Source organism: Corynebacterium sp. AOP36-E1-14 (genome assembly GCF_052377495.1).
Classification (GTDB): domain Bacteria; phylum Actinomycetota; class Actinomycetes; order Mycobacteriales; family Mycobacteriaceae; genus Corynebacterium.
In genome coordinates this window covers 109,094-132,655 of the sequence record NZ_JBQSWV010000005.1, presented here as the reverse complement: position 1 = coordinate 132,655, position 23,562 = coordinate 109,094, and the positions used below count along the sequence as shown (strand labels likewise).

Sequence of the window (23,562 nt, the reverse complement as noted above, 5' to 3'; positions counted from 1 at the left end):
CGCGGCTGCGGTAGCATGGGTACCCATGACAGACACAGCCAGCAATGGGCAGGAGTCGACCGCATTCGGGGTCGACATCGGGGGCAGTGGCATCAAGGGCGCACTGGTGGACCTGGGCACCGGAGAGTTCATCGGCGACCGCATCCGCATCGACACTCCCCGGCCCGCCACCCCGGAGGCCGTGGCGGACACGGTCGCCGACCTGCTCGACGAGGCCGGCTGGACGGGGCCCGTCGGCGTGACCGTGCCCGCCGTGGTGCGCGGCCAGGTCGCCCGGACGGCCGCGAACATCGACCCCGCGTGGATCGGCACGGACTGCCAGGAGCTCTTCGGCGGCCGGCTGACGGTCGACGGCTCGCCGCGCGCGGTCAGCGTCCTCAACGACGCCGACGCCGCCGGCATCGCCGAGACCGCCTACGGCAGCTCGGCGGATGGTGAGGACGGGACCGTCCTGTTCCTGACCTTCGGCACCGGCATCGGTTCGGCGTTGATCTACAACGGCACCCTGTTCCCCAACTCCGAGCTCGGCCACCTGAACTTCCCGGCCATGGACGCCGAGAAGTGGGCGTCGTCGGCGGTGCGCGACAACGAGAAGCTCAGCTACAAGGAGTGGGCCCGCCGGGTCGACCGGGTGCTCCACGAGTACGTGCGCATCCTCAACCCGTCGCGGATCATCGTCGGCGGCGGTATCTCCAAGAAGCACCACAAGTGGGTTCCTGAACTCACCGTGGACGTGGACGTGGTGCCCGCCACCCTGCTCAACCGGGCCGGGATCGTCGGGGCCGCGTTGGCCGTGACCCACGGAATGCGGCCCTGAACGCTGAAATTCAGCCCAACTGGGTTATAATGGGGGGTCGATTGTGCTCCTGACAAAGGACCACGCACTGCAAGTCCCCTGACCCCGCAAGAAAGGTCTTTCGTGGCGGCCCACACCAGTTCCACCTCCGGTAGCGACACCGAGGGCACCGACGCTCCCGGAACCCCGGCATCGTCGGCCGGTCGAAGGGTGGCCAAGAAGACCACCGCGAAGAAGGCCGTCCGTACGGCCACCCGCAAAGCAGCGTCGCCGGTGACTCCGGCGGCACAGCCGGCACCGGCCGCGAGCCCTGCCGCTGACGCCTCCCCCGCGGCGTCCACCGCCGGCGTCAACGCAGCGTCCCCGCAGGCCACGTCCGCCGAAGATGCGCCGAAGAAGACCGCCGCGAAGAAGGCGGCCACCAAGACCGCCAAGAAGACCGCGGCGAAGAAGACGGCCGCGAAGAAGACGACCCGCAAGTCCACGCGCAAGGCGGCGACCAAGACGGCCGCCCCCGCGTCCGGCGCCAAGGGTGCGTCCGCCACCAAGGACGCCGACCCGGCGGCCGGGGACGCGACCCTCGACAAGACCGCCACCGACGGCGTCACCGAGGACTCCGACGACGAGGACATCGATGGCCTCCCCGGCGACATCGAGATCGACGAGGACGACGTTGACGACGTTGACGATGTCGATGACGTCGACGACGTCGAAGAGGCCTCGGACGGCGACGAGGACGCCGCCTCCCCCGCGGTCGTCACCCCCGCCGGCGCGGTCACCGACGGTGACGACGACGAGGAGGACGACAAGCCCGAGGCCGGCAGCTTCGTCTGGGACGAGGACGAGTCCGCCGCACTGCGCCAGGCCCGCAAGGACGCCGAGCTCACCGCCTCCGCCGACTCCGTGCGCGCCTACCTCAAGCAGATCGGCAAGGTCGCGCTGCTCAACGCCGAGCAGGAGGTCTCCCTGGCCAAGCGCATCGAGGCCGGCCTGTACGCCCACCACAAGATGGACGAGCTCAAGGCGAGCGGCGAGAAGGTGTCGCCGATGCAGCGCCGCGACTTCCGCGAGATCGAGCGCGACGGCCGCAAGGCCAAGAACCACCTGCTCGAGGCCAACCTGCGACTCGTGGTCTCCCTGGCCAAGCGCTACACCGGACGTGGCATGGCGTTCCTGGACCTCATCCAGGAGGGCAACCTCGGCCTGATCCGCGCGGTGGAGAAGTTCGACTACACCAAGGGCTACAAGTTCTCCACGTACGCCACCTGGTGGATCCGTCAGGCCATCACCCGTGCGATGGCCGACCAGGCCCGCACCATCCGCATCCCGGTGCACATGGTGGAGGTCATCAACAAGCTCGGCCGCATCCAGCGCGAGCTGCTGCAGGACCTCGGCCGCGAGCCCACCCCGGACGAGCTGGCCCGCGAGATGGACATCACCGTGGACAAGGTGCTGGAGATCCAGCAGTACGCCCGCGAGCCGATCTCCCTGGACCAGACCATCGGCGACGAGGGCGACAGCCAGCTCGGCGACTTCATCGAGGACTCCGAGGCCGTCATCGCCGTCGACGCGGTCAGTTTCACCCTGCTGCAGGACCAGCTGCAGGACGTGCTGCACACGCTCTCCGAGCGCGAGGCCGGCGTGGTCAAGCTGCGCTTCGGGCTCACCGACGGCATGCCGCGCACCCTCGACGAGATCGGGCAGGTCTACGGGGTCACCCGTGAGCGCATCCGTCAGATCGAGTCGAAGACGATGTCGAAGCTGCGCCACCCGTCGCGCTCCCAGGTGCTGCGCGACTACCTCGACTAGTCCGGCCGCGGCTCGGTCCGGACCGGCCCCGACACCACAGAACCCCTCCCGCCGTTCACGCGGCCGGAGGGGTTCGGTGTCTGTCCCGTCGGTGTCTGTCCCGTCGGGGTCTCTAGTCCTCGCCCCTGTTCTCCATGCAGGCGCGCACCTCGTCGGCGTCGTTCGACGAGCAGTCCTGCAACGTCTGCGCCGTGCTGTTGGTCACCACGCCGGACAGGGCCACCGCCACGATCGCCACGACCACCGCCGCCATCGGGTAGCCGCGCCCCAGACGCGGGGAACGTACCGCCACGATCAGCGCGACCAGGGCGATGGCCAGGACGACCACGCTGATGATCAGCCCGAGCCACGGGAACAGCGCGGCCGGCAGCGCGAGCACCGCCAGCACGATCGCCACCAGGCCGAGCCTCCCCTGTACCCGGGGCTGCTCCCCCGCCCCGTCTCGTCCGGTCGGTCGTGCTGCTCCCGTATTCTTCGCCATGCGGTCCAGCCTATCGGACGCCCCCTCGCGTCCCCACGCTCACCAGTCGCGCAGGTAGGCGATCCGGTCGTGCAGCTGCTCGGCGGTGCACAGCGCCGTCGGCGGGCCGCCGCAGTTACGGCGCACCTCGTTGTGGATCGCACCGTGCGGACGCCCGGTACGCTGCGACTTCGCGCCGACGAGGGCGTTGAGCTTCTTCCTCAGGCCCGGCAGCTCCTCGCTGGCGACCTTCTTCGTCTCGGCCTCCCCCGACTCCCCGGCGGAGTCCTTGCCGGAGTCCTTGCCGGCGGCGGCCGTCTCGGCCGCCTGCCTGGCCGCCTTGTCCCGGTTGTCCAGCTGGGAGGACTGCCGGGCACGCAGCAGCGTCCTCATCTGCTCGGCGTCCAGCAGGCCGGGCAGGCCGAGGTACTCCTGCTCCTCTGCGGAGCCGGTCATCGTGGCGGTGCCGTAGGTGGAGCCGTCGAAGATGAGGCTCTCCAGCTCCGCCTCGGCACCGAGGGTCTCGTAGCCGCCGAGCTCGTCCGGCTCGGACTCCTCCTTGTTGGCCTGGGCGAGCAGCTCGTCGTCCCAGCCCTCGTTGGGCCGGTCGGGCTTGCCGAGCACGTGGTTGCGCTGGCGTTCCATGTTGGACGCCAGGTCGAGCAGCACCGGCACGCTCGGCAGGAACACGCTGGCGGACTCGCCGGGGCGCCGCGAACGCACGAAACGTCCGATCGCCTGGGCGAAGAACAGCGGGGTGGACGCCGAGGTGGCGTACACGCCCACCGCCAGGCGTGGCACGTCCACGCCCTCGGAGACCATGCGCACCGCGACCATCCACAGGTCGGTGGAGTCGGAGAACTCCTTGATCCGGTCACTGGAGCCCTGCTCGTCGGAGAGCACCACGGTGACCTTCGTGCCGGTGAGCTTCTCCAGCATCGCGGCATAGGCGCGCGCGGTGGTGGTGTCGGTGGCGATGACCAGGCCGCCGGCGTCCGGGATCGACTCGCGCAGCTGCATCAGGCGGGTGTGCGCGGAGCTGAGCACCGCGGGGATCCACTCGCCCTTCGGGTCCAGGGCCGTCTTCCAGGCGCGCGCGGTCTGCTCCGCGTTCAACGGGGTGCCCAGGCGAGCCTCGTACTCCTCACCGGCGCTGTCTCGCCACCGGGCCTGCCCGGAGTAGGCCAGGAAGACCACCGGACGCACCACGCCGTCGGCCAGCGCGTCGGAGTAGCCGTAGGTGTAGTCGGACTGGGAGACCAACGACCCGTCGACGTCCTTGTACTTCACGAAGGGGATCACCGAGTCATCGGAGCGGAAGGGCGTACCGGTCAGCGCCAGCCGGCGTTCGGCCTGCTCGTAGGCGAACCGCACGCCGTCGCCCCAGCTCTTCGCGTCACCGGCGTGGTGGATCTCGTCGAGGATGACCAGGGTCTTGCGCGCGGTGGCGACCTGGTAGTGCTTGGTGGGCTTCATGCCGACCTGGGCGTAGGTCACCGCCACCCCGTCGTGGGCGTTGTTGACCGCCGAGGAGTTGGTGAACTCGGCGTCGATGGAGATGCCCTGGCGCGCCGCGGCCTGGGACCACTGCGTCTTGAGGTGCTCGGTGGGCACCACGATCACCACGCGCTGCACCGTGCGCGCGTCGAGCAGCATCCGCGCGACCGTCAGCGCGAACGTGGTCTTGCCCGCGCCCGGGGTCGCGACGGCGAGGAAGTCCTGCGGGGCGGTGTCGATGTAACGTCGGAGTGCGGCCTGCTGCCAGGCACGGAGCGTGCCGTATGCGGTGGCCCCACTCACTTCTTGCGGAGTCCCTGGTAGATGCTCTCGCAGTCGGGGCAGACCGGCGAGCCGGGCTTTGCCTGCTTGGTCACCGGAAAGGTCTCGCCGCAGAGTGCGACGACCATGCGTCCGTTGATCGCGGAGTCGACGATCTTGTCCTTCTTCACGTAGTGGAAGAACTTCGGGGTGTCGTCCGAGGTCTGGTCATCGGTCCGGACGTCGGGCCGCTCAATCGTTGTCGTTCCAGGAGTAGTCACGTCACCATAATGCCCCGCCCCTGCCGTGTTTTCCAGCCGTGCCGGTCGCGTGGCAGGTCGGGTGGCCGCACCGTTGGTTGTGGTTCGCGACGACAGGACTACGGTTGTCCCCATGTCCAACCACTCTGCCCGTCGCCGTCGTGGGGACGACGTCTCGGTGATCACCGACGCCCGGCGGTCCCCGTGGGACGACTGGCGTCACCGCCGTCGGCTCTACGCGGGCCTGCAACTGTCGCGTATCCCGTTGCTGGGTGCGGCGGTCGGCGCCTACGCGTGGTTGCACAGTCCCGCCCTCGCCGCGGTGTTCGCGGTGATCTCGCTCCCGCTGCCGTGGGTGGCGGTGCTGCTGGCCAACGAGAAGAGCGACGACCGGGAGAAGGGCGAGCCGAAGGTGTACAAGCCGGCGCTGGCCCGGCAGTACCGTGCCGCGGCCGCCGGACCACAGCTGGACGGCCCGGCCCGTGAGGAACTCGAGCGCCCGGCGGCGACGGGGTACACGGTGATCGACGCCGAACCTGAAGACACAGTAGATAAGGAACAGACAGAGGATCATGACCGTTGACGCACACTCCCCGGCCCTCGGGGATCTCGTCCTGGCCCTGACCACCCTGGACTACGGCACGCCCCTGCTGTTGTCCGCCCTGGGACGCGAAGGCTACGCGGAGGCACTGGCCGGCAACCCCGGCGGCGCGGTATGGCACCTCAACGAGCGCGACCAGCGTGAGGTCTGCGACGCCCGCGGCGTCCTGCTCACGCGCGCGTTCTTCCTGCGCGAGCCGGTGCCGCGCACCGCGCTGGCGGACGTCCTGGGCGCCGCGCTCGTCGACGCCCTCATCGACGCCGGGGCCCTGTTGGCGCAAGACGCTCAGGACACACAGCCCACTGTGCGCGCGCACGTCGACGTGCGGCCCGTCACCCACGACGTCCACGGTGCCCACGGCGCCGAGGTGCTCGTGGTGTCCGATCCGGACGCCTCGCTGGAGGAGTTCACCCCCGGCGACGACCACGTCCCCGGCGTCGGGCAGGCTCCGTTGACCCTGTTCAACCAGGTCCCGTCCGGGCCGGTGGACAGGCTGCTCGACCTGGGCACCGGTTCCGGTGTGCTGGCGCTGATGCTGGACGCGCGGCACACCGTGGCCACCGACGTCCACGACCGTGCGCTCGGTTTCGCCCGGGCGTCGCTGCGCTCGAGCACCGGCAGGGAGGTCGACTGGCGTTGCGGCAGCTGGTTCGAGCCGGTCGAGGGCGAGGAATTCGACCGGATCGTCTCCAACCCACCGTTCGTCGTCGGGCCGGCGCAGGACGGCCAGATCTACCGTGACTCCGGCCTCGGGCTGGACGACGCCACCCGCACCGTGGTGCAGGGGGCCGCGGCCCACCTCTCCCCCGGTGGCACCGCGCACCTGCTCGGCGCGTGGGCCACCTCCCTGTCGGAGTCCGCGGCCAGCCGCGTCGCCGGCTGGATCCCCGCCGAGGGCGTCCGCGCCTGGGTCGTCCAGCGCGACGAGGTCTCCCCCTCCGTCTACGTGCGCACCTGGACCGCCGACGCCTCCCTCGACCTGCGCTCGCCGCAGGGGCGCAGGCGGGTGGCCGACTGGTTGTCCTACCTCAAGGAGCACGACATCGCCCGGATCGGGATGGGCTACGTGCACCTGCAGCGTATCGACGGGCCCTCCGAGGTCACCTTCGAGGCGCTGGACTCCCCCGACCTCGGTTTCTTCGGCGACGAGGTCGCCGAGTACTTCCTGCGCGCGGGGTGGCTGGCCGAACAGGACGGCGACGACCTCCTGGACGCCCGCTACCAGGTGCGTCCGGGCCTGGCCCGGGAATCCGTGGAGCTCTCCCGCAGCGGTGCCCAGGCCGACGACGGGTTCACCGAACCGGGTTTCGTCCCCGAGGTCGTCCGTGTCACCCGCACCGACGGTCCCGGTTTCAGCCATGACATCGACGCCCCGCTGTCGGCCGTGCTGGCCGGGCTCACGCCGGACGGGCTGACCCTGCGCGACACCGCCGAACTGTACTGCGCCGTCAACGACCTCGACGAGGAGGCGTTCACCGGGGCCCTGACCCCGCTCGTCGTGGACCTGGTGCGACACGGCGTGGTGCTGCCCGCCGAGTTGGTCGAGGTGCAGCGGTGAAGGCGGTCGTCAGCACGGTGAAGGACGCCAGCGTCACCGTGGACGGCGAGGTCGTCGGCGCGGTCGACGGCAACCGCGACGGCGCCGGGCGCGGCGCGTTGCTCGCGCTCGTCGGCGCCGGACGCGAGGACGGCCCGGACGCCTGGCGCACCGTGGCGCGCAAGATCGCCGAGCTGCGGCTGCTCGTCCCCGCCGGACAAACAGAAGACGCAGAAGACGCCGGTGCGTCCGGTACCGTGCGGCGCGATGCCGGCGCGCAGGACAACGGCGCCGAGGTCCTGGTGGTCAGCCAGTTCACGCTGATGGGGAGCACCGCCAAGGGCCGCAGGCCGTCCTGGTCGGCGGCCGCGCCCGGGCCGGACGCGGAGACCGCGATCAACCTGATCGTCGAGGAGCTGCGCCGGCGCGGACTGCGGGTGGAGACCGGCCGGTTCGGCGCGATGATGGACGTGGCGTCGACGAACGACGGGCCGTACACCGTGATCGTCGAAGCGTCCTGAGGACGGGCGACCTCCCCGCCCCACCACCCCCGGATGAGGGGTCCCGGAAGTACTTTTACCCGCGTACTCACCTGCGGTTTCCTGCGATCACACCGCGATCGTAATCTGCCCGTGACCAAGGACACGTAGCCCCGGAACATTTCGACGCGATCGCCCGTTGGACTGTGCAGAGCTTCCGACACCTAACCCAGGAGGTCAACCAGATGGGCACCCGCACGACGAAGAACTCCGGCACACCGGAGGAGAACGACATCCTGGAGACCACCCGTGACACCGGGGACGCCCCGGCGGAGATCGACGAGATCGGGGACACCACCACGTCACACGCAGATACCACGCCCGGGGAGACCTCCGGCGAGGCGAGCACCGAAGCGACCGACGAGACGTCCACCGAGGATACGGCCGAGGACACCACCGAGGTCACGGAGGACAAGGGCCGTCGACGGGGCAACAACGAGAACCCCTCGGCCGACCTGGTCCGCGTCTACCTCAACGGCATCGGCAAGACCGCACTGCTCACCGCGGACGACGAGGTTGAGCTGTCCAAGCGGATCGAGGTCGGCCTCTACGCGGAGCACCTCCTGGAGAACGGTGACAAGCTGACCCGTGCCGCCAAGCGCGACATGAAGGTCCTGGCCCGTGAGGGTCGCGCCGCCCGCACGCACCTGCTGGAGGCCAACCTGCGTCTGGTGGTGTCGCTGGCCAAGCGCTACACCGGTCGCGGCATGCCGCTGCTGGACCTGATCCAGGAGGGCAACCTGGGGCTGATCCGCGCGATGGAGAAGTTCGACTACGCCAAGGGCTTCAAGTTCTCCACCTACGCGACCTGGTGGATCCGCCAGGCGATCACCCGCGGCATGGCCGACCAGTCGCGGACCATCCGACTGCCCGTGCACCTGGTCGAGCAGGTCAACAAGCTCTCCCGGATCAAGCGCGAGATGTACCAGCACCTGGGCCGTGAGGCCACGAACGAGGAGCTGGCCGACGAGTCCGGCATCGACGAGTCGAAGATCGAGATGCTGCTCAAGCAGTCCCGTGACCCGGTGAGCCTGGACATGCCCGTCGGCTCGGACGAGGAGGCGCCGCTGGGCGACTTCATCGAGGACTCCGAGGCCACCGACGCCGAGGCCGCCGTGGTCGCCTCGCTGCGCCACTCCGACGTGCGCGCTGTGCTCGACACCCTCGAGGAGCGCGAGCAGGACGTCATCAAACTGCGCTACGGCCTGGACGACGGGATGCCGCGCACCCTGGACCAGATCGGCCGCAGCTTCGGGCTGTCCCGCGAGCGCGTCCGCCAGATCGAGCGCGAGGTCATGACCAAGCTGCGCGAGGGCGACCGGGCCGCCCGACTGCGCGAGTACGCGGTCTAGAAGCGGCGGGCCGTACACCCGCCGGACCGCGCTCCCACCTGCCCGGTGAACCGTGTACGTTATAGGGCACCACTGTGTGAACAAACCCCTGAACGCGCCCGTCGTACTGCACGGTCGTGTTAGTCAGAGAAAGGCCATGGTCGAGTGAAGGACCTCGTCGATACCACCGAGATGTACCTCCGGACGATCTACGAACTGGAGGAGGAGGGCATTCCCCCGCTCCGCGCACGCATCGCCGAGCGTCTTGAGCAGTCCGGCCCGACCGTGAGCCAGACCGTGGCCCGCATGGAGCGCGACAACCTCCTGTGGATCGCGGACGACCGCTCCCTGAAGCTCACCGAGGAAGGCCGCGACCACGCGACCGCCGTGATGCGCAAGCACCGTCTCGCCGAGCGACTGCTGGTCGACGTCATCGGACTGCCCTGGGAGTCCGTCCACGACGAGGCCTGCCGCTGGGAGCACGTGATGGGTGACGAGGTCGAGAAGCGGCTGCTGGCCGTCCTCGACGACCACAGCACCTCCCCGTTCGGCAACCCGGTCCCCGGCCTGGAGAAGCTGGGCGAGGCGTCCATCGCCGACCCCGCCGACTCCCATCGCGCCTCGGACATCGACCTGAGCTCGCCGCGCAAGGCGACGATCGTCAGCTTCAACGAGATCGTCCAGGTCGAGCACAAGGTGATCGGCAAGCTGGGCCAGTACGACATCCGCCCGGGGACCTCGGTCACCATCCAGGACACCCCGGACGGTCTCACCCTGGAGAACCCGGAAGGTGCCAGCGTGGTCGTCCCCGAGGAGCTCGGGCACGCCATCCGTATCGTCCTCGAAGGGAACTAGTCGCTGATGGGACTCATTGACGGCGGGCACGTGCTCGTCACCGGCGGCGCCGGCTACGTCGGAAGCGTCTGCGCCACCGTGCTGGTCGAGCAGGGCTACCGGGTGACCGTCATCGACGATCTGTCAACCGGCAACCGTGAGGCCGTCCCCGCCGGGGCGACCTTCCTGGAGGGCGACGTCCTGGACCGCGCCCCGGAGGTCCTGGCCGACGACTGCGCGGCGGTCTTCCACTTCGCGGCGAAGTCCCTGGTGGGCGAGTCCGTGCAGGCCCCCGATATCTACTGGCACGGCAACGTGGTCACCTCGTTGAAGCTGCTGGACCTGATGCGGGACAACGGTGTCGACAACCTGGTCTTCTCCTCCACCGCCGCCTGCTACGGCGAACCCGCCTCGGTGCCGATCACCGAGGACATGCCCACCGCACCGACGAACCCCTACGGGGCGTCGAAGCTGTCGATCGACCAGATCATCACCTCCTACGCCGACGCCTACGGGCTGGGCGCGACGAGCCTGCGCTACTTCAACGTCGCCGGCGCGTACGGCTCCACCGGTGAGAACCGTGCCGTGGAGACCCACCTGATCCCCCTGGTCCTGCAGGTCGCCCTGGAGGCCCGGGAGCAGATCATGATCTTCGGCGACGACTGGCCCACCCCGGACGGCACCTGTGTCCGCGACTACATCCACATCAGGGACCTCGCGGACGCCCACCTGTTGGCCGCCCGGTCGAACACCTCCGGTGAGCACCGCATCTTCAACCTGGGTTCCGGCGACGGCTACAGCGTGCAGCAGGTCATCGACACCTGCCGCGAGGTCACCGGCCACCCGATCCCCGCGGTGACCGCACCTCGTCGTGCCGGTGATCCCGCGACCCTGATCGCCTCGTCCGCCCGCGCGGTGGACGCGTTGGGGTGGACCCCGACGCGCAGCGACCTGGGCACGATCGTCCGGGACGCCTGGGACTTCACCTCCCAGCTCGGCGATCGAGCGCACTTCGCACGGCGCTGACCGCCCTGCGGTCCACCAGCGACGCCAGCGTGCCCGCCCGGTCGGTGTCCTTCCCACCGGAGCGGGCGATCTGCGCGTCGATGTGTTCCATTCCCTGACCGACCACGCCGCCCACGAGTCTGGCGGCGGTCCCGTCTGCCACGCCCTCCCACAGCACCCCTGCCAGTGAGAGGGTCAGCAGGTCGTTGCGCAGCGCGCCCGCGTCGGTCGTCGGCTCCGGCGCCGGAGACGCCCCACCGTCGCTCCACATCTCCTCCGTGCAGCGCCGCGCCGCCCGGTGCCCCAGGGCGCCGTGGTTGCCGCACCACCCCAGGAAGGCGATGAGCAGCAACGCCCGGCCCCGGAGCGAACCCCGACCCAGGGTCGCGGCCTCCAACAGGATTCCGAGCACCACCCCCGACTGCCCTGCGGCGCCGAGGGCGACCAGCGTCGGGAACAACGACGCACTGGTGCAGAACTCGAACAACCGCTCAGCCGTTCCAGGGCGCTCCGCCAGCATCCGGCGCACCTCCCGGCGGGTGAGGGTGACCCGCTGGCGGCCCACCGGCATCCACCGGTCCACCGTCACGGCGATCTGCGCGACCGTCTCGCACACGTCCGCGGAGTTCCAGGGTCCCCCGTCCGACTTCGCGGCCGCTCCCGTCGTCCAGCTCGCCGGCAGGAGTGCCGCGAGGTCCTCGTCGTCCTCGGGATCGAGCTCCCGGTCCATCGACTCCGAGGTGCGCTGGGGGTCTCGCACCGTGGAGCACCCCGACGCCACGACGGGGCCCTCGGCGGGATCGTCCACAGTGCCCTCATGGACCACCGTCCACCCGCAGGCGGCGCCGGACGGTTCGACCTGACGCCACCGGGCGCCGGCGGTGATGCCGTCGGTGACGAACATGGCGTTGATCTTCACCGCGGCGTCGCCGAGGGTCAGCGCGGCACCGGCCAGCACATCCACCACGGCGCTGCGCAGTGGCCACGACCGTCGAGTGGTCACCACGACCATGGCGGAGGCCCCGGGCATGTCGTAGAGCGAGCGCGCCAGCGCCTCGGCGCCGGTCCGGGCCGCCCCCTCGACGAGGTCGGTGCGCACGACCGGGCCGAGGGACTCGAGCTGCTCACCGTGACTGCTCAGACCGACGAGCACGATGCTTTCGGTAGGCGTGAAGCCCAGCAGGGCGGGGACGGCGCCGATGAGTCCGCCGGGACCGCCGTCGATCACGACGGGGCCGTCCGTGGCGCCCGGGCGTGCGGGAATGTCGCGGGTTCTCGGGGTGTTGTGGTGTGTGGAAGTCATGGAGACATCCTCCACCGGAGGGCCGGTCACGACCCCTCCGTGCGACTGGTCCGACCAGGAGCGTGTGGATAAACCGGACCCTGTGGATATCCGCCGGGTCGACAGGCGCGACTGGTAGAGTAGATCCACTGCGTCGCACGTCAGTGAAGGGAGTACGCGCACATGTCCGACAGCAACCGTATGTACGAACTCGAGTACCCGGGCCCCTCGGCCCACTCCGTCGACGGTGAGGACGGACTCTCGATGGTCGTCGCGCTCCAGGGCTACGCCGATGCCGGTCGGGGCGTGCAACAGGCCAGCCAGCACCTGCTGCAGGCACTCGACCACGCCACCGTGGCAACCTTCAACGTCGACGAACTCATCGACTACCGCTCCCGGCGTCCCGGCGTCACCCTCGACAACGGGCGCGTCGTGGGCCGCGAGAGCCTGGCACTGACCCTGCACCGCATGGAGGACTCCGACGGTCGGCCGTTCATGCTCCTCTCCGGCCCCGAGCCGGACCTCCGCTGGGAGGCCTTCAGCCGGGCGGTGGCAGAACTCGCCGCACGTTCCGGTGTGGACCGGGTGGTGTCGATGTACGCCGCGCCGATGACGGTGCCGCACACCCGGCCGCTGATCGTCTCGGCGCACTCCTCCGACCCCTCGCTGACCGAAGGGCTGCACACCTGGGACTCGCGGATGATGGTCCCCGGGGCGGCGATGCTCGACGTGGAGCTGCTGCTGTCGCGCAAGGGACTGACCACCGTGGGGCTCACCGCGCACGTGCCCCACTACATCGCGGCCTCCGACTACCCGGAGGCGGCGTACGGTCTGCTGCACGCGCTGGAGTCCGTCAGCGACCTCAACCTCCCGCTGCGTGCCCTGGAAGCCGACATGGACAAGGTCCGCCAGCAGCTCGCCGACCAGGTCGACGACTCCACGGAGATCGCGTCCGTGGTCGGGGCCCTGGAGCGCCAGTACGACGAGGAGCAGTCGCGCCTGCGTCAACGCGACGACCGCCGCCGTGGCCTCGACAACGCCGGTGACGACGGCGACGCAGGTCAGAACGCCCTGCTGGCACCCGGTCAGGAGGTGCCGTCCGGCGAAGAGATCAGCGCCGAGGTCGAGCGCTTCCTCGCCGGCACCACCGACGATTTCGACGGCGACGACACCGGCGACGGCGAAGACCCCGACGACTCCGACGACCCCGACTCCGACTCCGACTCCGACAGGTAACTACCCAGGTGACGACCCCCGTATCCGACCCCACGCTCTCCGGACTCCTCCCCGATCTCGCCGAGGTTCCGGAGAGTCTCGTCGACGACGCCGTCCTCGAGTCCTTCCTCGCCTGGGCTCGCGACCGGGGGTTGAGCCCCTACCCCGCCCAGGAGGAGGCGGCGATGGCGCTGGCCTCCGGCGACAACGTCATCCTGGCGACACCGACCGGCTCGGGCAAGTCCCTCGTGGCGACCGCGGCACACTTCATCGCCCTGGCCCACGGGAAGCGCACCTTCTACACCGCGCCGATCAAGGCCCTGGTCAGTGAGAAGTTCTTCTCCCTGTGCGAGATCTTCGGCCCCGCCAACGTCGGCATGATGACCGGTGACGCCACCGTCAACGGCAAGGCACCGGTCATCTGCGCCACCGCCGAGGTCGTGGCGAACATCGCCCTGCGTGACGGTGCTGCGGCCGAGATCGACCAGGTGGTGATGGACGAGTTCCACTACTACTCCGAACCGGACCGCGGCTGGGCCTGGCAGGTCCCGCTGCTGAGCCTGCCCAAGGCACAGTTCCTGCTGATGAGCGCCACCCTGGGCGACACCGCCTGGCTGGAGAAGGACCTCACCCGCCGTACCGGACGGCCCACCACCCCGGTGACCGGCACCGTGCGCCCGGTGCCGCTGGACTTCGACTTCGTCTACACACCCGTCCACGAGACCCTCGAGGAGCTCGTCGACAAGGGCCGGGCGCCCGTCTACATCGTGCACTTCTCACAGCGTGAGGCCGTGGAACGCGCCCAGGCGCTGACGAGCATGAACTTCGTCGACAAGGAGCGCAAGGCCGCGATCGCCGAGGCGATCGGCGGCTTCCGGTTCACCTCCGCCTTCGGCAAGACGCTGTCCGGTCTGCTGCGCAAGGGCATCGGCATCCACCACGCCGGCATGCTGCCGAAGTACCGACGGCTCGTCGAGAAACTCGCCCAGCAGGGGCTGCTCACCGTGATCTCCGGGACCGACACACTGGGTGTGGGCATCAACGTGCCGATCCGCACGGTCCTGATGACCGGGCTGGCGAAGTACGACGGGATCAAGCACCGCATCCTGAAGTCCCGGGAGTTCCACCAGATCGCCGGACGAGCCGGACGCGCCGGCTACGACACCGAGGGCACGGTCATCGTCGAGGCCCCGGAACACGAGATCGAGAACTTCCGCCTCCGCGAGCGCGCCGGCTCGGACCCGAAGAAGCTGAAGAAGCTCCGCAAGAAGTCCGCCCCCGAGGGTCGGGCCACGTGGTCGAAGTCGACGTTCGAGCGTCTGACCACCGCCGAGCCGGAAGAACTCGTCAGCCAGTTCCAGATGTCGCACTCCATGCTGATCAACGTGATCGCCCGCGACCAGTGGACGTATGACGCGCTGAAGGGCCTGCTGCGCGACAACCACGACACGCGAGCGAAGCAGAACCGCGACATCCTGACCACCATCGACCTCTACCGGGGCCTGCTGCGCACCGACATCGTCGAGGAGTACGACGCCGACACCCCGTCCGGCAAGGACGCCAGGCTCACCCGCGAGTTGCAGCGTGACTTCGCGCTGAACCAGCCGCTGTCCCCTTTCGCCCTGGCGGCGTTCGACCTGCTGGACTCGGAGTCGGACAGCTACACCCTCGACGTGATCAGCACGGTCGAGGCGATCCTGGACAACCCGAACCAGATCCTGTCCGCCCAGCAGCGCGAAGCCCGCGGCCAGGAGATCGCGGCGCTGAAGGCCGAGGGCGTCGACTACACCGAACGCATGGCCCTCGTCGAGGACATCACCTGGCCGAAGCCGCTGGAGGAGGAACTCGAGCAGGCCTACGACATCTTCTGCGAGTCCAACCCGTGGGCGTCCGAGTTCGACCTCTCCCCGAAGTCGGTGGTCCGCGAGATGATCGAGAAGGCGATGACCTTCTCCGACCTCGTGGCGACCTACAACCTGGCGCGGTCGGAGGGAGTCGTGCTGCGGTACCTCACGGACGCCTGGCGCACGCTGTCGCACACCGTACCCCCGGAGCACCGCAGCGAGGAGCTCGAGGACATCGTGGTGTGGTTGGGCGAGCTCATCCGCCAGGTGGACTCCTCCCTGGTCGACGAGTGGTCGGCGATGGCCGACCCGGACGCCCCGGCGACCGAGGAACAGGTCGCCGAGCACGCCTTCGGCGTCGACGACCCCTCCCTGCTCAGCTCCAACCCCCGCGCGCTGCGGCGCATGGTGCGCAACCACTTCTTCCGCCACGTGGAGCTCTTCGCCTTCGAGAAGGAGGGCCAGCTGGCGGAGATGGACGACTACCTCACCGCCGCCCCCGACTGGCCGGCGGAGCTGGACGCGTACTTCGACGAGTACTCCGACATCGGCGTCGACGCCGCCGCCCGCTCACCCGAACTCATCCTGGTCAAGGAAGAGGGACGGCACTGGACGGTGCGGCAGATCCTGGACGACCCGGAGGGCGACCACGGGTGGGCCTTCGAGGGTGTGGTGGACCTCGACGCCTCCGACGAGGCCGGTGACGTGCGGCTCAGCGAGTTGCGCGTGGTCCGCGGCTAGCTTCTGGGTCCCAGGTTCGACTCCAGCACCTCACGGTTGCGGGCCAGCGCCGACTCGTAGGCCGACGCAACGACCGCCCCGATGGCGTGGAAGGCATCGGCACGGTTGGAGCTGGTGCGGTGGCTCAACGTCACCGTGCGTCCGGCGGTGGCCGCGCCTCCCTCGAAGGTGGCCAAGGTTAATCCGGGCCGGTCGCACTCTGCGGACACCGCGCTCAACGGAACCAGGGTCGATCCCAGGCCACCGATCACGCACTGCACCACCGTGGACAGGCTTGCCGCTCTGGTCACCGAGTGCGCCGGGTCGACCGTCAACGACACCGAGCGGCACAGGTCCAGGACCTGGTCGCGCAGGCAGTGGCCGTCGTCCAGCAGCAGGAAGTCCAGGTCCTGGAGGTCGTCGAGCGAGAGGTCGCGCCGCCCGGCGAGCGGGTGTCCCTCGGGCAGGACAACCACGAACTCCTCGCGGTACAGCTCGATCTGTTCGACTCCCGCACCGGAGACCGGCGACGCCACGACGACGGCGTCCAGTCCCCCGTTCTTCAGCGAGTCGATCAGGTTGGTCGTCTTGTCCTCGACGATCTTCGGTTCCAGATCCGGTGCCGTCGTCGGCAAGGACCGGAGGAACGCCGGCAGGACGAACGGGGCGATCGTGGGGATCATGCCCAGCGACATCGAGCCCGACAGCCCGCCCTGGGCCCCGCGCGCGTGGCCGGTGAAGCTGTCCATGCTGTCCAGCGTGGCTTGGGCGAACGGCAGCAGCTCGCGTCCGATCTCCGTGACGATGACCCGCCGGGTCGAGCGCTCGATGAGCTGGACACCCAGGCCGCTCTCGAGTGCCGCGAGCCCCTGCGACAGCGACGGCTGGGAGATCCCCAACTGTTGGGCGGCGACGCCGAAGTGTCCGTGCTCGGCAACGGTGGCGAAGGTCCTGAGTTGAGCGATCGTCGGCCGGTAATCCTTATTGACCATGCCTATGACTCTACATCACGATCCTTGCAGGACCCTATCTACGAGCGACCATAAGGCCTCCCTATCAAGCTCTCCCAATAAATCAGTTATACCTTTGCATCAGTTCTGATTTCATGGCATAATCGTTGTTGCTCAAGACGAAGCACGAGCGTCATATTTTCACGAAACCAGGAGGCATTCACCGTGTCCATTCTCACCGTCGGCGACCAGTTCCCCGAGTTCAACCTCACCGCCCTCAAGGGCGGGGACCTGCACGAGGCCAACGCCCAGCAGCCGGACGACTACTTCGAGGACGTGAACCTCGGCAAGTACCAGGGCAAGTGGAAGGTCGTCTTCTTCTACCCGAAGGACTTCACCTTCGTCTGCCCCACCGAGATCGCTGCATTCGGCAAGCTCGATGAGGAGTTCCAGGACCGCGACACCCAGATCCTCGGTGGCTCCACGGACAACGAGTTCGCGCACTTCAACTGGCGCGCGACCCACCCGGAGCTCAAGGGTGTCCCCTTCCCGATGTTCGCTGACGTCCGCCACGACCTGATCCGCGCCCTGGGCGTGGAGAACGCCGGCGGCGTGGCCGACCGCGCGACCTACATCGTCGACCCGGACAACGTGATCCAGTTCGTCTCCGTCACCCCGGACGCCGTCGGCCGCAACGTCGACGAGGTCCTGCGTGTGCTCGACGCCCTGCAGTCCGAGGAGGTCTGCGCCTGCAACTGGCAGGCCAACGACCCGACCAAGAACATCAACAAGATGGACGTCGTCCAGGAGGCGCTGAACTAATATGTCGATCGACAACCTGAAGTCGGGTCTCCCCGACTACGCCAAGGACCTGAAGCTCAACCTCAGCTCCCTCGCCCGCTCGACCGAGCTCACCGAGCAGCAGCTCTGGGGCACCTTCGTTGCCGCGGCCGCCGCGTCGCGCAACGACCAGGTTCTCTCCGAGATCTCCGACGAGGCCAAGGCGCACCTCTCCGACGAGGCGTACGACGCCGCGCTGGCCGCCGCCTCGATCATGGCGATGAACAACGTCGCCTACCGCGCCCGTGGCTGGCTCGGTGACGACTACGCCCAGGTCCGGATGGGCCTGCGGATGAACGTCATCAGCAAGCCGGGCATCGAGAAGGTCGACTTCGAGCTCTTCTCCCTCGCCGTGTCCACCATCAACGGATGTGACCACTGCACCATCGCTCACGAGAAGACCGTGCGCGACGAGGGACTGACCAAGGAGCAGGTCTTCGAGGCGGTCAAGGTCGCCGCCGTCGTCCAGGGCGTCGCCCAGGCGATCGAGATCGAGGACGCACGCTAGGACGCATCAGTCCGCCTGCGGATCCTCCGCTCTGCCGCGGCCCCGCCCCCTGGTGACAGGGGGCGGGGCCGCAGTCATGTCAGTGGTAGGATCACCGGGTGGTTTCCGAGGACAAGAACGCAAGTGGCACCCCACGTTCGGGCAGGAAGCGCGGACGCGGTAAGGGACGGGGACGAGGGTCGGGACGAGGTTCCGGCCGTCCCCCGCGCCAGACCCCACGGGCGAACCTGACGCAGAACCTCAACTTCCCGGAGTCCCTGCCCGTCTCCACGCGCCGCGACGAGATCATGGAGGCCGTGCGCGACAACCAGGTCGTGATCGTCGCCGGTGAGACCGGTTCCGGCAAGACGACCCAGCTGCCGAAGATGTGCCTGGAGCTCGGCCGGGGCGAGACCCGTCGAATCGGTCACACCCAGCCGCGACGTATCGCCGCGCGCAGTGTCGCCGACCGTATCGCCGACGAGTTGGGTGAGAAGGTCGGCGAACCCGGTAGCCGTGTGGGCTACAAGATCCGGTTCGACGACCACGTCAACGACTCCACCGCGGTGAAGTTGATGACCGACGGTATCCTGCTCGCCGAGATCCAACGCGACCGGATGCTGCGCGCCTACGACACGATCATCGTGGACGAGGCGCACGAGCGCAGCCTCAACATCGACTTCCTGCTCGGTTACCTGCGCGAGATCCTCCCGAAGCGACCCGACCTCAAGGTCATCATCACCTCGGCGACGATCGACCCGGAGTCCTTCGCCCGCCACTTCGCCGACGCCGACGGCAACCCTGCCCCGGTCATCGAGGTGTCCGGACGCACCTTCCCCGTCGAAGTGCGCTACCGCCCGCTCACCCGTACCGAGGACCGCACCGAGTCCGGCGGTGGGGTGCGTGAGATCGAGACGGACCCGTTGGACGGTCTTCTCGACGCCGCCCGCGAACTCATCGCCGAGGGGCCCGGCGACATCCTCTGCTTCTTCTCCGGGGAGCGGGAGATCCGCGACGCCGCGGACGCGCTGTCGGACCAGCAGTGGCGCGGGGTCGACGTCCTGCCCCTGTACGGACGTCTCTCCTCTGCAGAACAGCACCGGGTCTTCAGTACCGGGTCACGGCGTCGGATCGTCCTCGCCACGAACATCGCCGAGACGTCGCTGACGGTGCCGGGGATCAAGTACGTGATCGACACCGGCTACGCCCGGATCTCGCGTTACTCGCACCGCACGAAGGTGCAGCGCCTGCCCGTCGAGGAGATCAGCCAGGCGTCGGCGAAACAGCGATCGGGCCGTTGCGGACGTACCTCCGACGGCATCGCCGTGCGCCTGTACTCCGAGGAGAACTTCGAGGCACGGCCCGAGTTCACCGACCCGGAGATCCTGCGTACCCACCTCGCCAGCGTGATCCTGTCGATGACCGCCCTGGACCTCGGCGACATCCGGGAGTTCCCCTTCCTCCAGCCTCCGGACTCCAAGTCGGTGCGCGACGGCGTCCAGCTGTTGCGCGAACTCGGCGCACTGGCCAACGAGCCCAAGGAGAAGGACAAAGAGAAGGAGAAGGGCAAGGACGGCGGCCCGACTCTCACCGACATCGGGCGCGACATGGCGCGCATCCCCACCGATCCCCGTCTGGCGCGCATGTTGTCGGCCGCCCACGCCAACGGCGTTCTGGAACAGGTCGCCGTCATCGTGGCGGCACTGAGCATCCAGGACGTCCGCGAACGTCCTGCCGAGCACCAGGCCCGCGCCGACCAGCTCCACGCCCGGTTCGCCGCGAACTCCGACTTCATCTCGGTGCTGAAGCTCTGGAACTACCTCCAGGCCCAGCGCCGGGAGCTCTCCGGCAACAAGTTCCGCCGGCTCTGCCGCGACGAGTTCATCCACTACGTCCGCGTCCTGGAGTGGATGGATCTGGTCCGTCAGCTGCTCACGGTCATCCAGGAGCTGCGGTGGAAGATCCCCAACGTGCGCCACTTCCGTGAGCTGACCTTCGACCTCGGCGACCAGGACGCCGAGACGGCCACGAGTGGTCTCGGGAAGCGCGAGGCGACGTCCGTCGACGAGACCGAGGTCCACAAGTCGCTGCTGACGGGTCTGCTGACCAACGTCGGTATGCGCCAGGGCAACTCCCGCCAGTTCACCGGCACCCGCAACACCACATTCGTGATCCACCCGTCCTCGCATCTGTCGAAGAAACCGCCGCAGTGGGTCATGGCCGCTGAACTGGTGGAGACCTCCCAGGTGTTCGCCCGCACGGTCGCCCCGGTCGTCCCCGAGTGGCTCGAGGAGGTCGCCCCACACCTGATGCGCTACTCCTACGCGGAGCCGTTCTGGTCCAGCAAGCAGGGTGCGGCTCTGGCCATCGAGAAGGCGTCGATGCTCGGCCTGCCGGTCATCGCCGACCGCCGGGTCAACCTGTCGAAGACCGATCCGGAGGCAGCGCGCGACATGTTCATCCGCCACGCGCTCGTGGAGGGAGACTGGCGCAGCAACCACCGCTTCTTCCGCCACAACAGTGAGCTGCTGGACGAGGTCGGGCAGCTCGAGGACAAGGCACGACGCCGGGACATCGTCGTCGACGACGACACCCTCTACAGCTTCTACGATGCCCGCCTCCCGTCCTCGGTGGTGTCGGCCGCCCACTTCGACTCCTGGTGGAAGAAGGCCCGGCAAAACGACCCACACCTGCTCGACATGACCCCGGAGGCGCTCATCGGCTCCGACGGTGCCGCGGCAGAGGCCCGGGAGTTCCCGGACACGTGGCGCCAGGGGGCGATGCAGTTCGACCTCACGTACGTCTTCAGTCCCGGCGATCCAGCCGACGGCATCACGATGCGCATCCCGTTACCGTTGCTCGCCGGTGTCACCGACACCGACACCCGGTGGCTGGTGTCAGGCATGCGCGAGGAACTGTGCATCGCACTGATCCGCACGCTCCCCAAGCCGTTACGCACCTCGGTCGTGCCGGCCGGGCAGTTCGCCCGGGCCGCGCTGGAGCGCATGACCCCCTATGACGGCCCCGTCGACCAGGCGTTGGCTGATGCGTTGCGCTCGCTCGGCGGCACGGGGATCAGCCCCTCCGACTTCGACTGGGACCGGGTCCCGGGCCACCTGCGGATGACCTATGCCGCGGTGGACCGTCGGGGCAAGGTCATCGCGACCTCGAAGGACCTCGGTGAACTGCAGGACGACCTGGCCGGCGAGATCACCCAGTCCATCGCCTCCGCCACGGCACGCTCCTCCCGCGGGTCGAACGGCGCGTCCGGGGGCGCCGCCCCCACCCCGCAGGACTCCGCGTCCCATGGCCCGACGAAGAAGAAGGGCCGGGGACGACGCGGCGGAAACGGTGCAGGGGGTACCGGTGGTGTGCTCGCCCGTTCCGCGAGCTGGAGCAGCGACGGCATCGGGGTCATCCCCGAGTCCGTCGAGACCGTGGTGGACGGCCAGACCACGTCGGCCTACCCCGCGCTGGTCTCGGCGGGCAAGGACGGCGTCGTGCTGAAGGCCTTCCCCACCCCGCAGGCGGCGGCGGGCCAGCAGTTCTCCACGGTCCTGGAGATGATGGTGGCGGCCTGCCAGGTCTCCACGAAGCAGATGGTCAAGGGACTGCAGTTGCGCCAGCGTGTGGCGGTGGATACCTATCCGCACGGCGGCGCGGACGCTCTGGTGGACGACTGCCGGGTACTGGCCTGTCGAAACCTGCTCGAACAGTACGGTCCGGTGATCCGCGATCCGGAACGGTGCGCCGAGGCGGTCAGCGCCGCGAGGGACCGCGGCCCGGGACTGGTCCGCCAGATCTTCGTGGCGATCACCCCGGCGGTCCTTGCCGTGGCGGACATGTCGCAGGAGCTCTCGGCGTGGGACGGGGCTGCCATCGAGGACATGAAGGCGCAGCTGGAGTTCTTCCTCGGACCCCACCAGGTGGCCAAGAACGGCGTGGAACATCTTCGTCACGTACCCCGGTACGTTGCAGCGATGCAGTCGCGCCTGGAGATGATGGAGTCTGACCCGGACCGGGAGGAGGACCTCGACGACCAGGTCAGGGAGTGCCTCGAGGCGGTCGAGGAGGCCCGGCGCCGCCTGCCGGCGATTCGGGCGGCCTCGTCGCAGTTCAAGGATGTCCTCTGGCTGGTCGAGGAGTTCCGGGTGTCGCTGTACGCCCAGAACCTGGGTACGTCGCGTCCGGCGAGTGTCGCCCGGGTGCGTAAGGCACTGGCGAAGATCAGGTAGCCCCGGGGGAGGGCTACCCGGTCGCGTCGCTTCGCCGCTCCTGGAGCGCCCGGATCTCCTTCTCGAAATCCTCGGTCGACCGGAAGGACTTGTAGACCGAGGCGAACCGGAGGTAGGCGACCTCGTTGAGGTTGCGAAGGGGCTCCAGGATCGCCAGGCCGATGTCGTCGGCGGCGACCTGCGAGCCGTGGGAGGCACGCAGTGACTGCTCGACGTCGTGGGCCAGGATCTTCAGGTCGTCCCCGGAGACCTCGAGGCCCTGGCAGGCGCGACCGACTCCCCTGATCACCTTGTCGCGGCGGAACTCCTCGGTGACGCCACTTCGTTTGGTGACCAGCAGCACGGAACGTTCCAGGGTGGTGAACCGGGTCTTGCAGGAGAGGCATTCGCGGCGGCGGCGGATAGCGGAGCCTGATTCCACCGTGCGGGAGTCCACGACCCGGGAGTCCTCGGAACGGCAGGCTGGACAGAGCACGGTGTTCTCCCTTGCGGAGGTCGTCAGGACGGTAGGTGTTCCCACATGCTACCCCCGCCCCCGGGCGGAACCACCGTCGGCCGACGGGGCCGGTCAGTAGACCGGGATGACCACGTCCCGGTTGCTCACCCGGGAGTCCCCGTGGTCGCCGTCGCCACCCAGCTCGCTGACGTCGTTGAGCGAGGCGATCCTCGCCACCGCATCGCCGACGCTGGCCCCGTGCACGTGCTGCTCGGCGATCTCCGCCAGACTCTGGCCCTCGCTCACCGTGACGGTGGTCGTCCCGGTCGGGGTCACGGTGTCCTCCTGCGGGCCGGTGACCGCCGGCGAGACGGCGAGGAAAGCCACCAGTGTGGCCAGCGACAACACGGTCATGCCCGGGGAACCCACGACCATCGACGCACGACGCCGCATTCTTGCGTACCGGGAGGTCGGCTCGAACGGACGTTCAGCAATTCTGCCCTGACGGAGGTACCGCTGCCGTTGCACGACCGAGGGGGTCCGGACCGATCCTTCCCCCCAGGTGTTCGAGAAACCATCCATCTCCGACCCGGACCACTCCGGACGCCGATAGACGGGACGGC

Annotated in this window: 20 protein-coding genes; 13 read left to right on the top strand and 7 right to left on the bottom strand. The window is 68.9% G+C overall.

The window, feature by feature from the left end:
• Window positions 1-25 precede the first annotated feature (25 nt).
• Both ppgK and ACT3TD_RS04075 read left to right on the top strand, forming a co-directional pair.
• The gene (ppgK, locus tag ACT3TD_RS04080) at window positions 26-817 is read left to right on the top strand and encodes a polyphosphate--glucose phosphotransferase (protein ID WP_301443954.1); all 792 of its coding nucleotides are present in this window, start codon (window positions 26-28) and stop codon (window positions 815-817) included.
• A 102-nt stretch (window positions 818-919) separates the two neighbouring features.
• On the top strand, window positions 920-2,605 hold the full coding sequence (locus ACT3TD_RS04075) for an RNA polymerase sigma factor (protein ID WP_441582077.1): 1,686 nt from the start codon (window positions 920-922) through the stop codon (window positions 2,603-2,605).
• Window positions 2,606-2,717: 112 nt separating this feature from the next.
• On the opposite strand, the gene ACT3TD_RS04070 is transcribed toward ACT3TD_RS04075, so the two are convergent.
• The 3 genes from ACT3TD_RS04070 to ACT3TD_RS04060 are packed head-to-tail and all read right to left on the bottom strand — an operon-like array spanning window position 2,718 to window position 5,104.
• Window positions 2,718-3,086 (bottom strand): hypothetical protein, encoded by a 369-nt coding sequence (locus ACT3TD_RS04070; protein ID WP_301443510.1) that lies wholly within the window; start codon window positions 3,084-3,086, stop codon window positions 2,718-2,720.
• Between the two features lie 39 nt (window positions 3,087-3,125).
• Window positions 3,126-4,865, bottom strand: coding sequence for a DEAD/DEAH box helicase (locus ACT3TD_RS04065; RefSeq protein WP_301443509.1), 1,740 nt, complete (start codon window positions 4,863-4,865; stop codon window positions 3,126-3,128).
• A complete protein-coding gene (locus ACT3TD_RS04060; RefSeq protein WP_301443508.1) occupies window positions 4,862-5,104 on the bottom strand; it encodes a DUF3039 domain-containing protein in 243 nt (80 codons plus the stop codon). Before ACT3TD_RS04060 ends, ACT3TD_RS04065 begins: the two co-directional genes overlap by 4 nt.
• A 112-nt stretch (window positions 5,105-5,216) precedes the next feature.
• On the opposite strand from ACT3TD_RS04060, the gene ACT3TD_RS04055 reads away from it, so the two are divergent.
• The 6 genes from ACT3TD_RS04055 to galE all read left to right on the top strand — a co-directional run bounded on the left by ACT3TD_RS04055 (window position 5,217) and on the right by galE (window position 10,951).
• Window positions 5,217-5,666: a DUF3099 domain-containing protein gene (locus tag ACT3TD_RS04055; protein ID WP_441579508.1), complete on the top strand. Its 450-nt coding sequence runs from the start codon at window positions 5,217-5,219 to the stop codon at window positions 5,664-5,666.
• Entirely contained in the window at window positions 5,656-7,242 is a 1,587-nt protein-coding gene (locus tag ACT3TD_RS04050; RefSeq protein ID WP_441579509.1) for a DUF7782 domain-containing protein, read from the top strand. Before ACT3TD_RS04055 ends, ACT3TD_RS04050 begins: the two co-directional genes overlap by 11 nt.
• A complete protein-coding gene (locus ACT3TD_RS04045; RefSeq protein WP_301443505.1) occupies window positions 7,239-7,742 on the top strand; it encodes a D-aminoacyl-tRNA deacylase in 504 nt (167 codons plus the stop codon). The genes ACT3TD_RS04050 and ACT3TD_RS04045 overlap by 4 nt, the downstream gene beginning before the upstream one ends.
• 203 nt (window positions 7,743-7,945) lie before the next feature.
• Window positions 7,946-9,112, top strand: coding sequence for a sigma-70 family RNA polymerase sigma factor (locus ACT3TD_RS04040; RefSeq protein ID WP_441579510.1), 1,167 nt, complete (start codon window positions 7,946-7,948; stop codon window positions 9,110-9,112).
• A gap of 144 nt (window positions 9,113-9,256) precedes the next feature.
• The gene (locus ACT3TD_RS04035; protein ID WP_301442375.1) at window positions 9,257-9,946 is read left to right on the top strand and encodes a metal-dependent transcriptional regulator; all 690 of its coding nucleotides are present in this window, start codon (window positions 9,257-9,259) and stop codon (window positions 9,944-9,946) included.
• Between the two features lie 6 nt (window positions 9,947-9,952).
• Window positions 9,953-10,951, top strand: a complete 999-nt coding sequence (gene galE, locus ACT3TD_RS04030) for a UDP-glucose 4-epimerase GalE (protein WP_301442374.1) — start codon at window positions 9,953-9,955, stop codon at window positions 10,949-10,951.
• Here the strand turns inward: galE and ACT3TD_RS04025 are convergent.
• On the bottom strand, window positions 10,908-12,233 hold the full coding sequence (locus ACT3TD_RS04025) for a DUF4192 family protein (protein ID WP_301442373.1): 1,326 nt from the start codon (window positions 12,231-12,233) through the stop codon (window positions 10,908-10,910). The two genes, galE and ACT3TD_RS04025, sit on opposite strands and share 44 nt — an antisense overlap.
• A 162-nt stretch (window positions 12,234-12,395) precedes the next feature.
• Between ACT3TD_RS04025 and ACT3TD_RS04020 the strand changes: the two genes are divergently transcribed.
• The gene (locus tag ACT3TD_RS04020; protein WP_301442372.1) at window positions 12,396-13,448 is read left to right on the top strand and encodes a PAC2 family protein; all 1,053 of its coding nucleotides are present in this window, start codon (window positions 12,396-12,398) and stop codon (window positions 13,446-13,448) included.
• A gap of 8 nt (window positions 13,449-13,456) precedes the next feature.
• On the top strand, window positions 13,457-16,012 hold the full coding sequence (locus ACT3TD_RS04015) for a DEAD/DEAH box helicase (RefSeq protein ID WP_444614705.1): 2,556 nt from the start codon (window positions 13,457-13,459) through the stop codon (window positions 16,010-16,012).
• Here ACT3TD_RS04015 and ACT3TD_RS04010 read toward each other — a convergent pair.
• A complete protein-coding gene (locus tag ACT3TD_RS04010) occupies window positions 16,009-16,983 on the bottom strand; it encodes a hydrogen peroxide-inducible genes activator (RefSeq protein ID WP_301442370.1) in 975 nt (324 codons plus the stop codon). The genes ACT3TD_RS04015 and ACT3TD_RS04010 overlap by 4 nt on opposite strands.
• 183 nt (window positions 16,984-17,166) lie before the next feature.
• Here ACT3TD_RS04010 and ACT3TD_RS04005 point away from each other — a divergent pair, with 183 nt between their 5' ends.
• The 3 genes from ACT3TD_RS04005 to hrpA all read left to right on the top strand — a co-directional run bounded on the left by ACT3TD_RS04005 (window position 17,167) and on the right by hrpA (window position 22,503).
• The gene (locus ACT3TD_RS04005; RefSeq protein ID WP_301442369.1) at window positions 17,167-17,763 is read left to right on the top strand and encodes a peroxiredoxin; all 597 of its coding nucleotides are present in this window, start codon (window positions 17,167-17,169) and stop codon (window positions 17,761-17,763) included.
• 1 nt (window position 17,764) lies between these two features.
• Window positions 17,765-18,289: a carboxymuconolactone decarboxylase family protein gene (locus ACT3TD_RS04000; RefSeq protein WP_301442368.1), complete on the top strand. Its 525-nt coding sequence runs from the start codon at window positions 17,765-17,767 to the stop codon at window positions 18,287-18,289.
• A 98-nt stretch (window positions 18,290-18,387) separates the two neighbouring features.
• Window positions 18,388-22,503, top strand: a complete 4,116-nt coding sequence (hrpA, locus tag ACT3TD_RS03995; RefSeq protein WP_301442367.1) for an ATP-dependent RNA helicase HrpA — start codon at window positions 18,388-18,390, stop codon at window positions 22,501-22,503.
• Window positions 22,504-22,516: 13 nt separating this feature from the next.
• On the opposite strand, the gene nrdR is transcribed toward hrpA, so the two are convergent.
• Both nrdR and ACT3TD_RS03985 read right to left on the bottom strand, forming a co-directional pair.
• Window positions 22,517-22,978 carry a transcriptional regulator NrdR gene (gene nrdR / locus ACT3TD_RS03990; RefSeq protein WP_301442366.1) on the bottom strand — a complete coding sequence of 154 codons (462 nt, stop codon included), beginning with the start codon at window positions 22,976-22,978 and terminating at the stop codon, window positions 22,517-22,519.
• 93 nt (window positions 22,979-23,071) lie between these two features.
• Complete coding sequence (locus ACT3TD_RS03985) at window positions 23,072-23,353, bottom strand: hypothetical protein (RefSeq protein ID WP_301442365.1); 282 nt, start codon at window positions 23,351-23,353, stop codon at window positions 23,072-23,074.
• Between the last annotated feature and the right edge of the window lie 209 nt (window positions 23,354-23,562).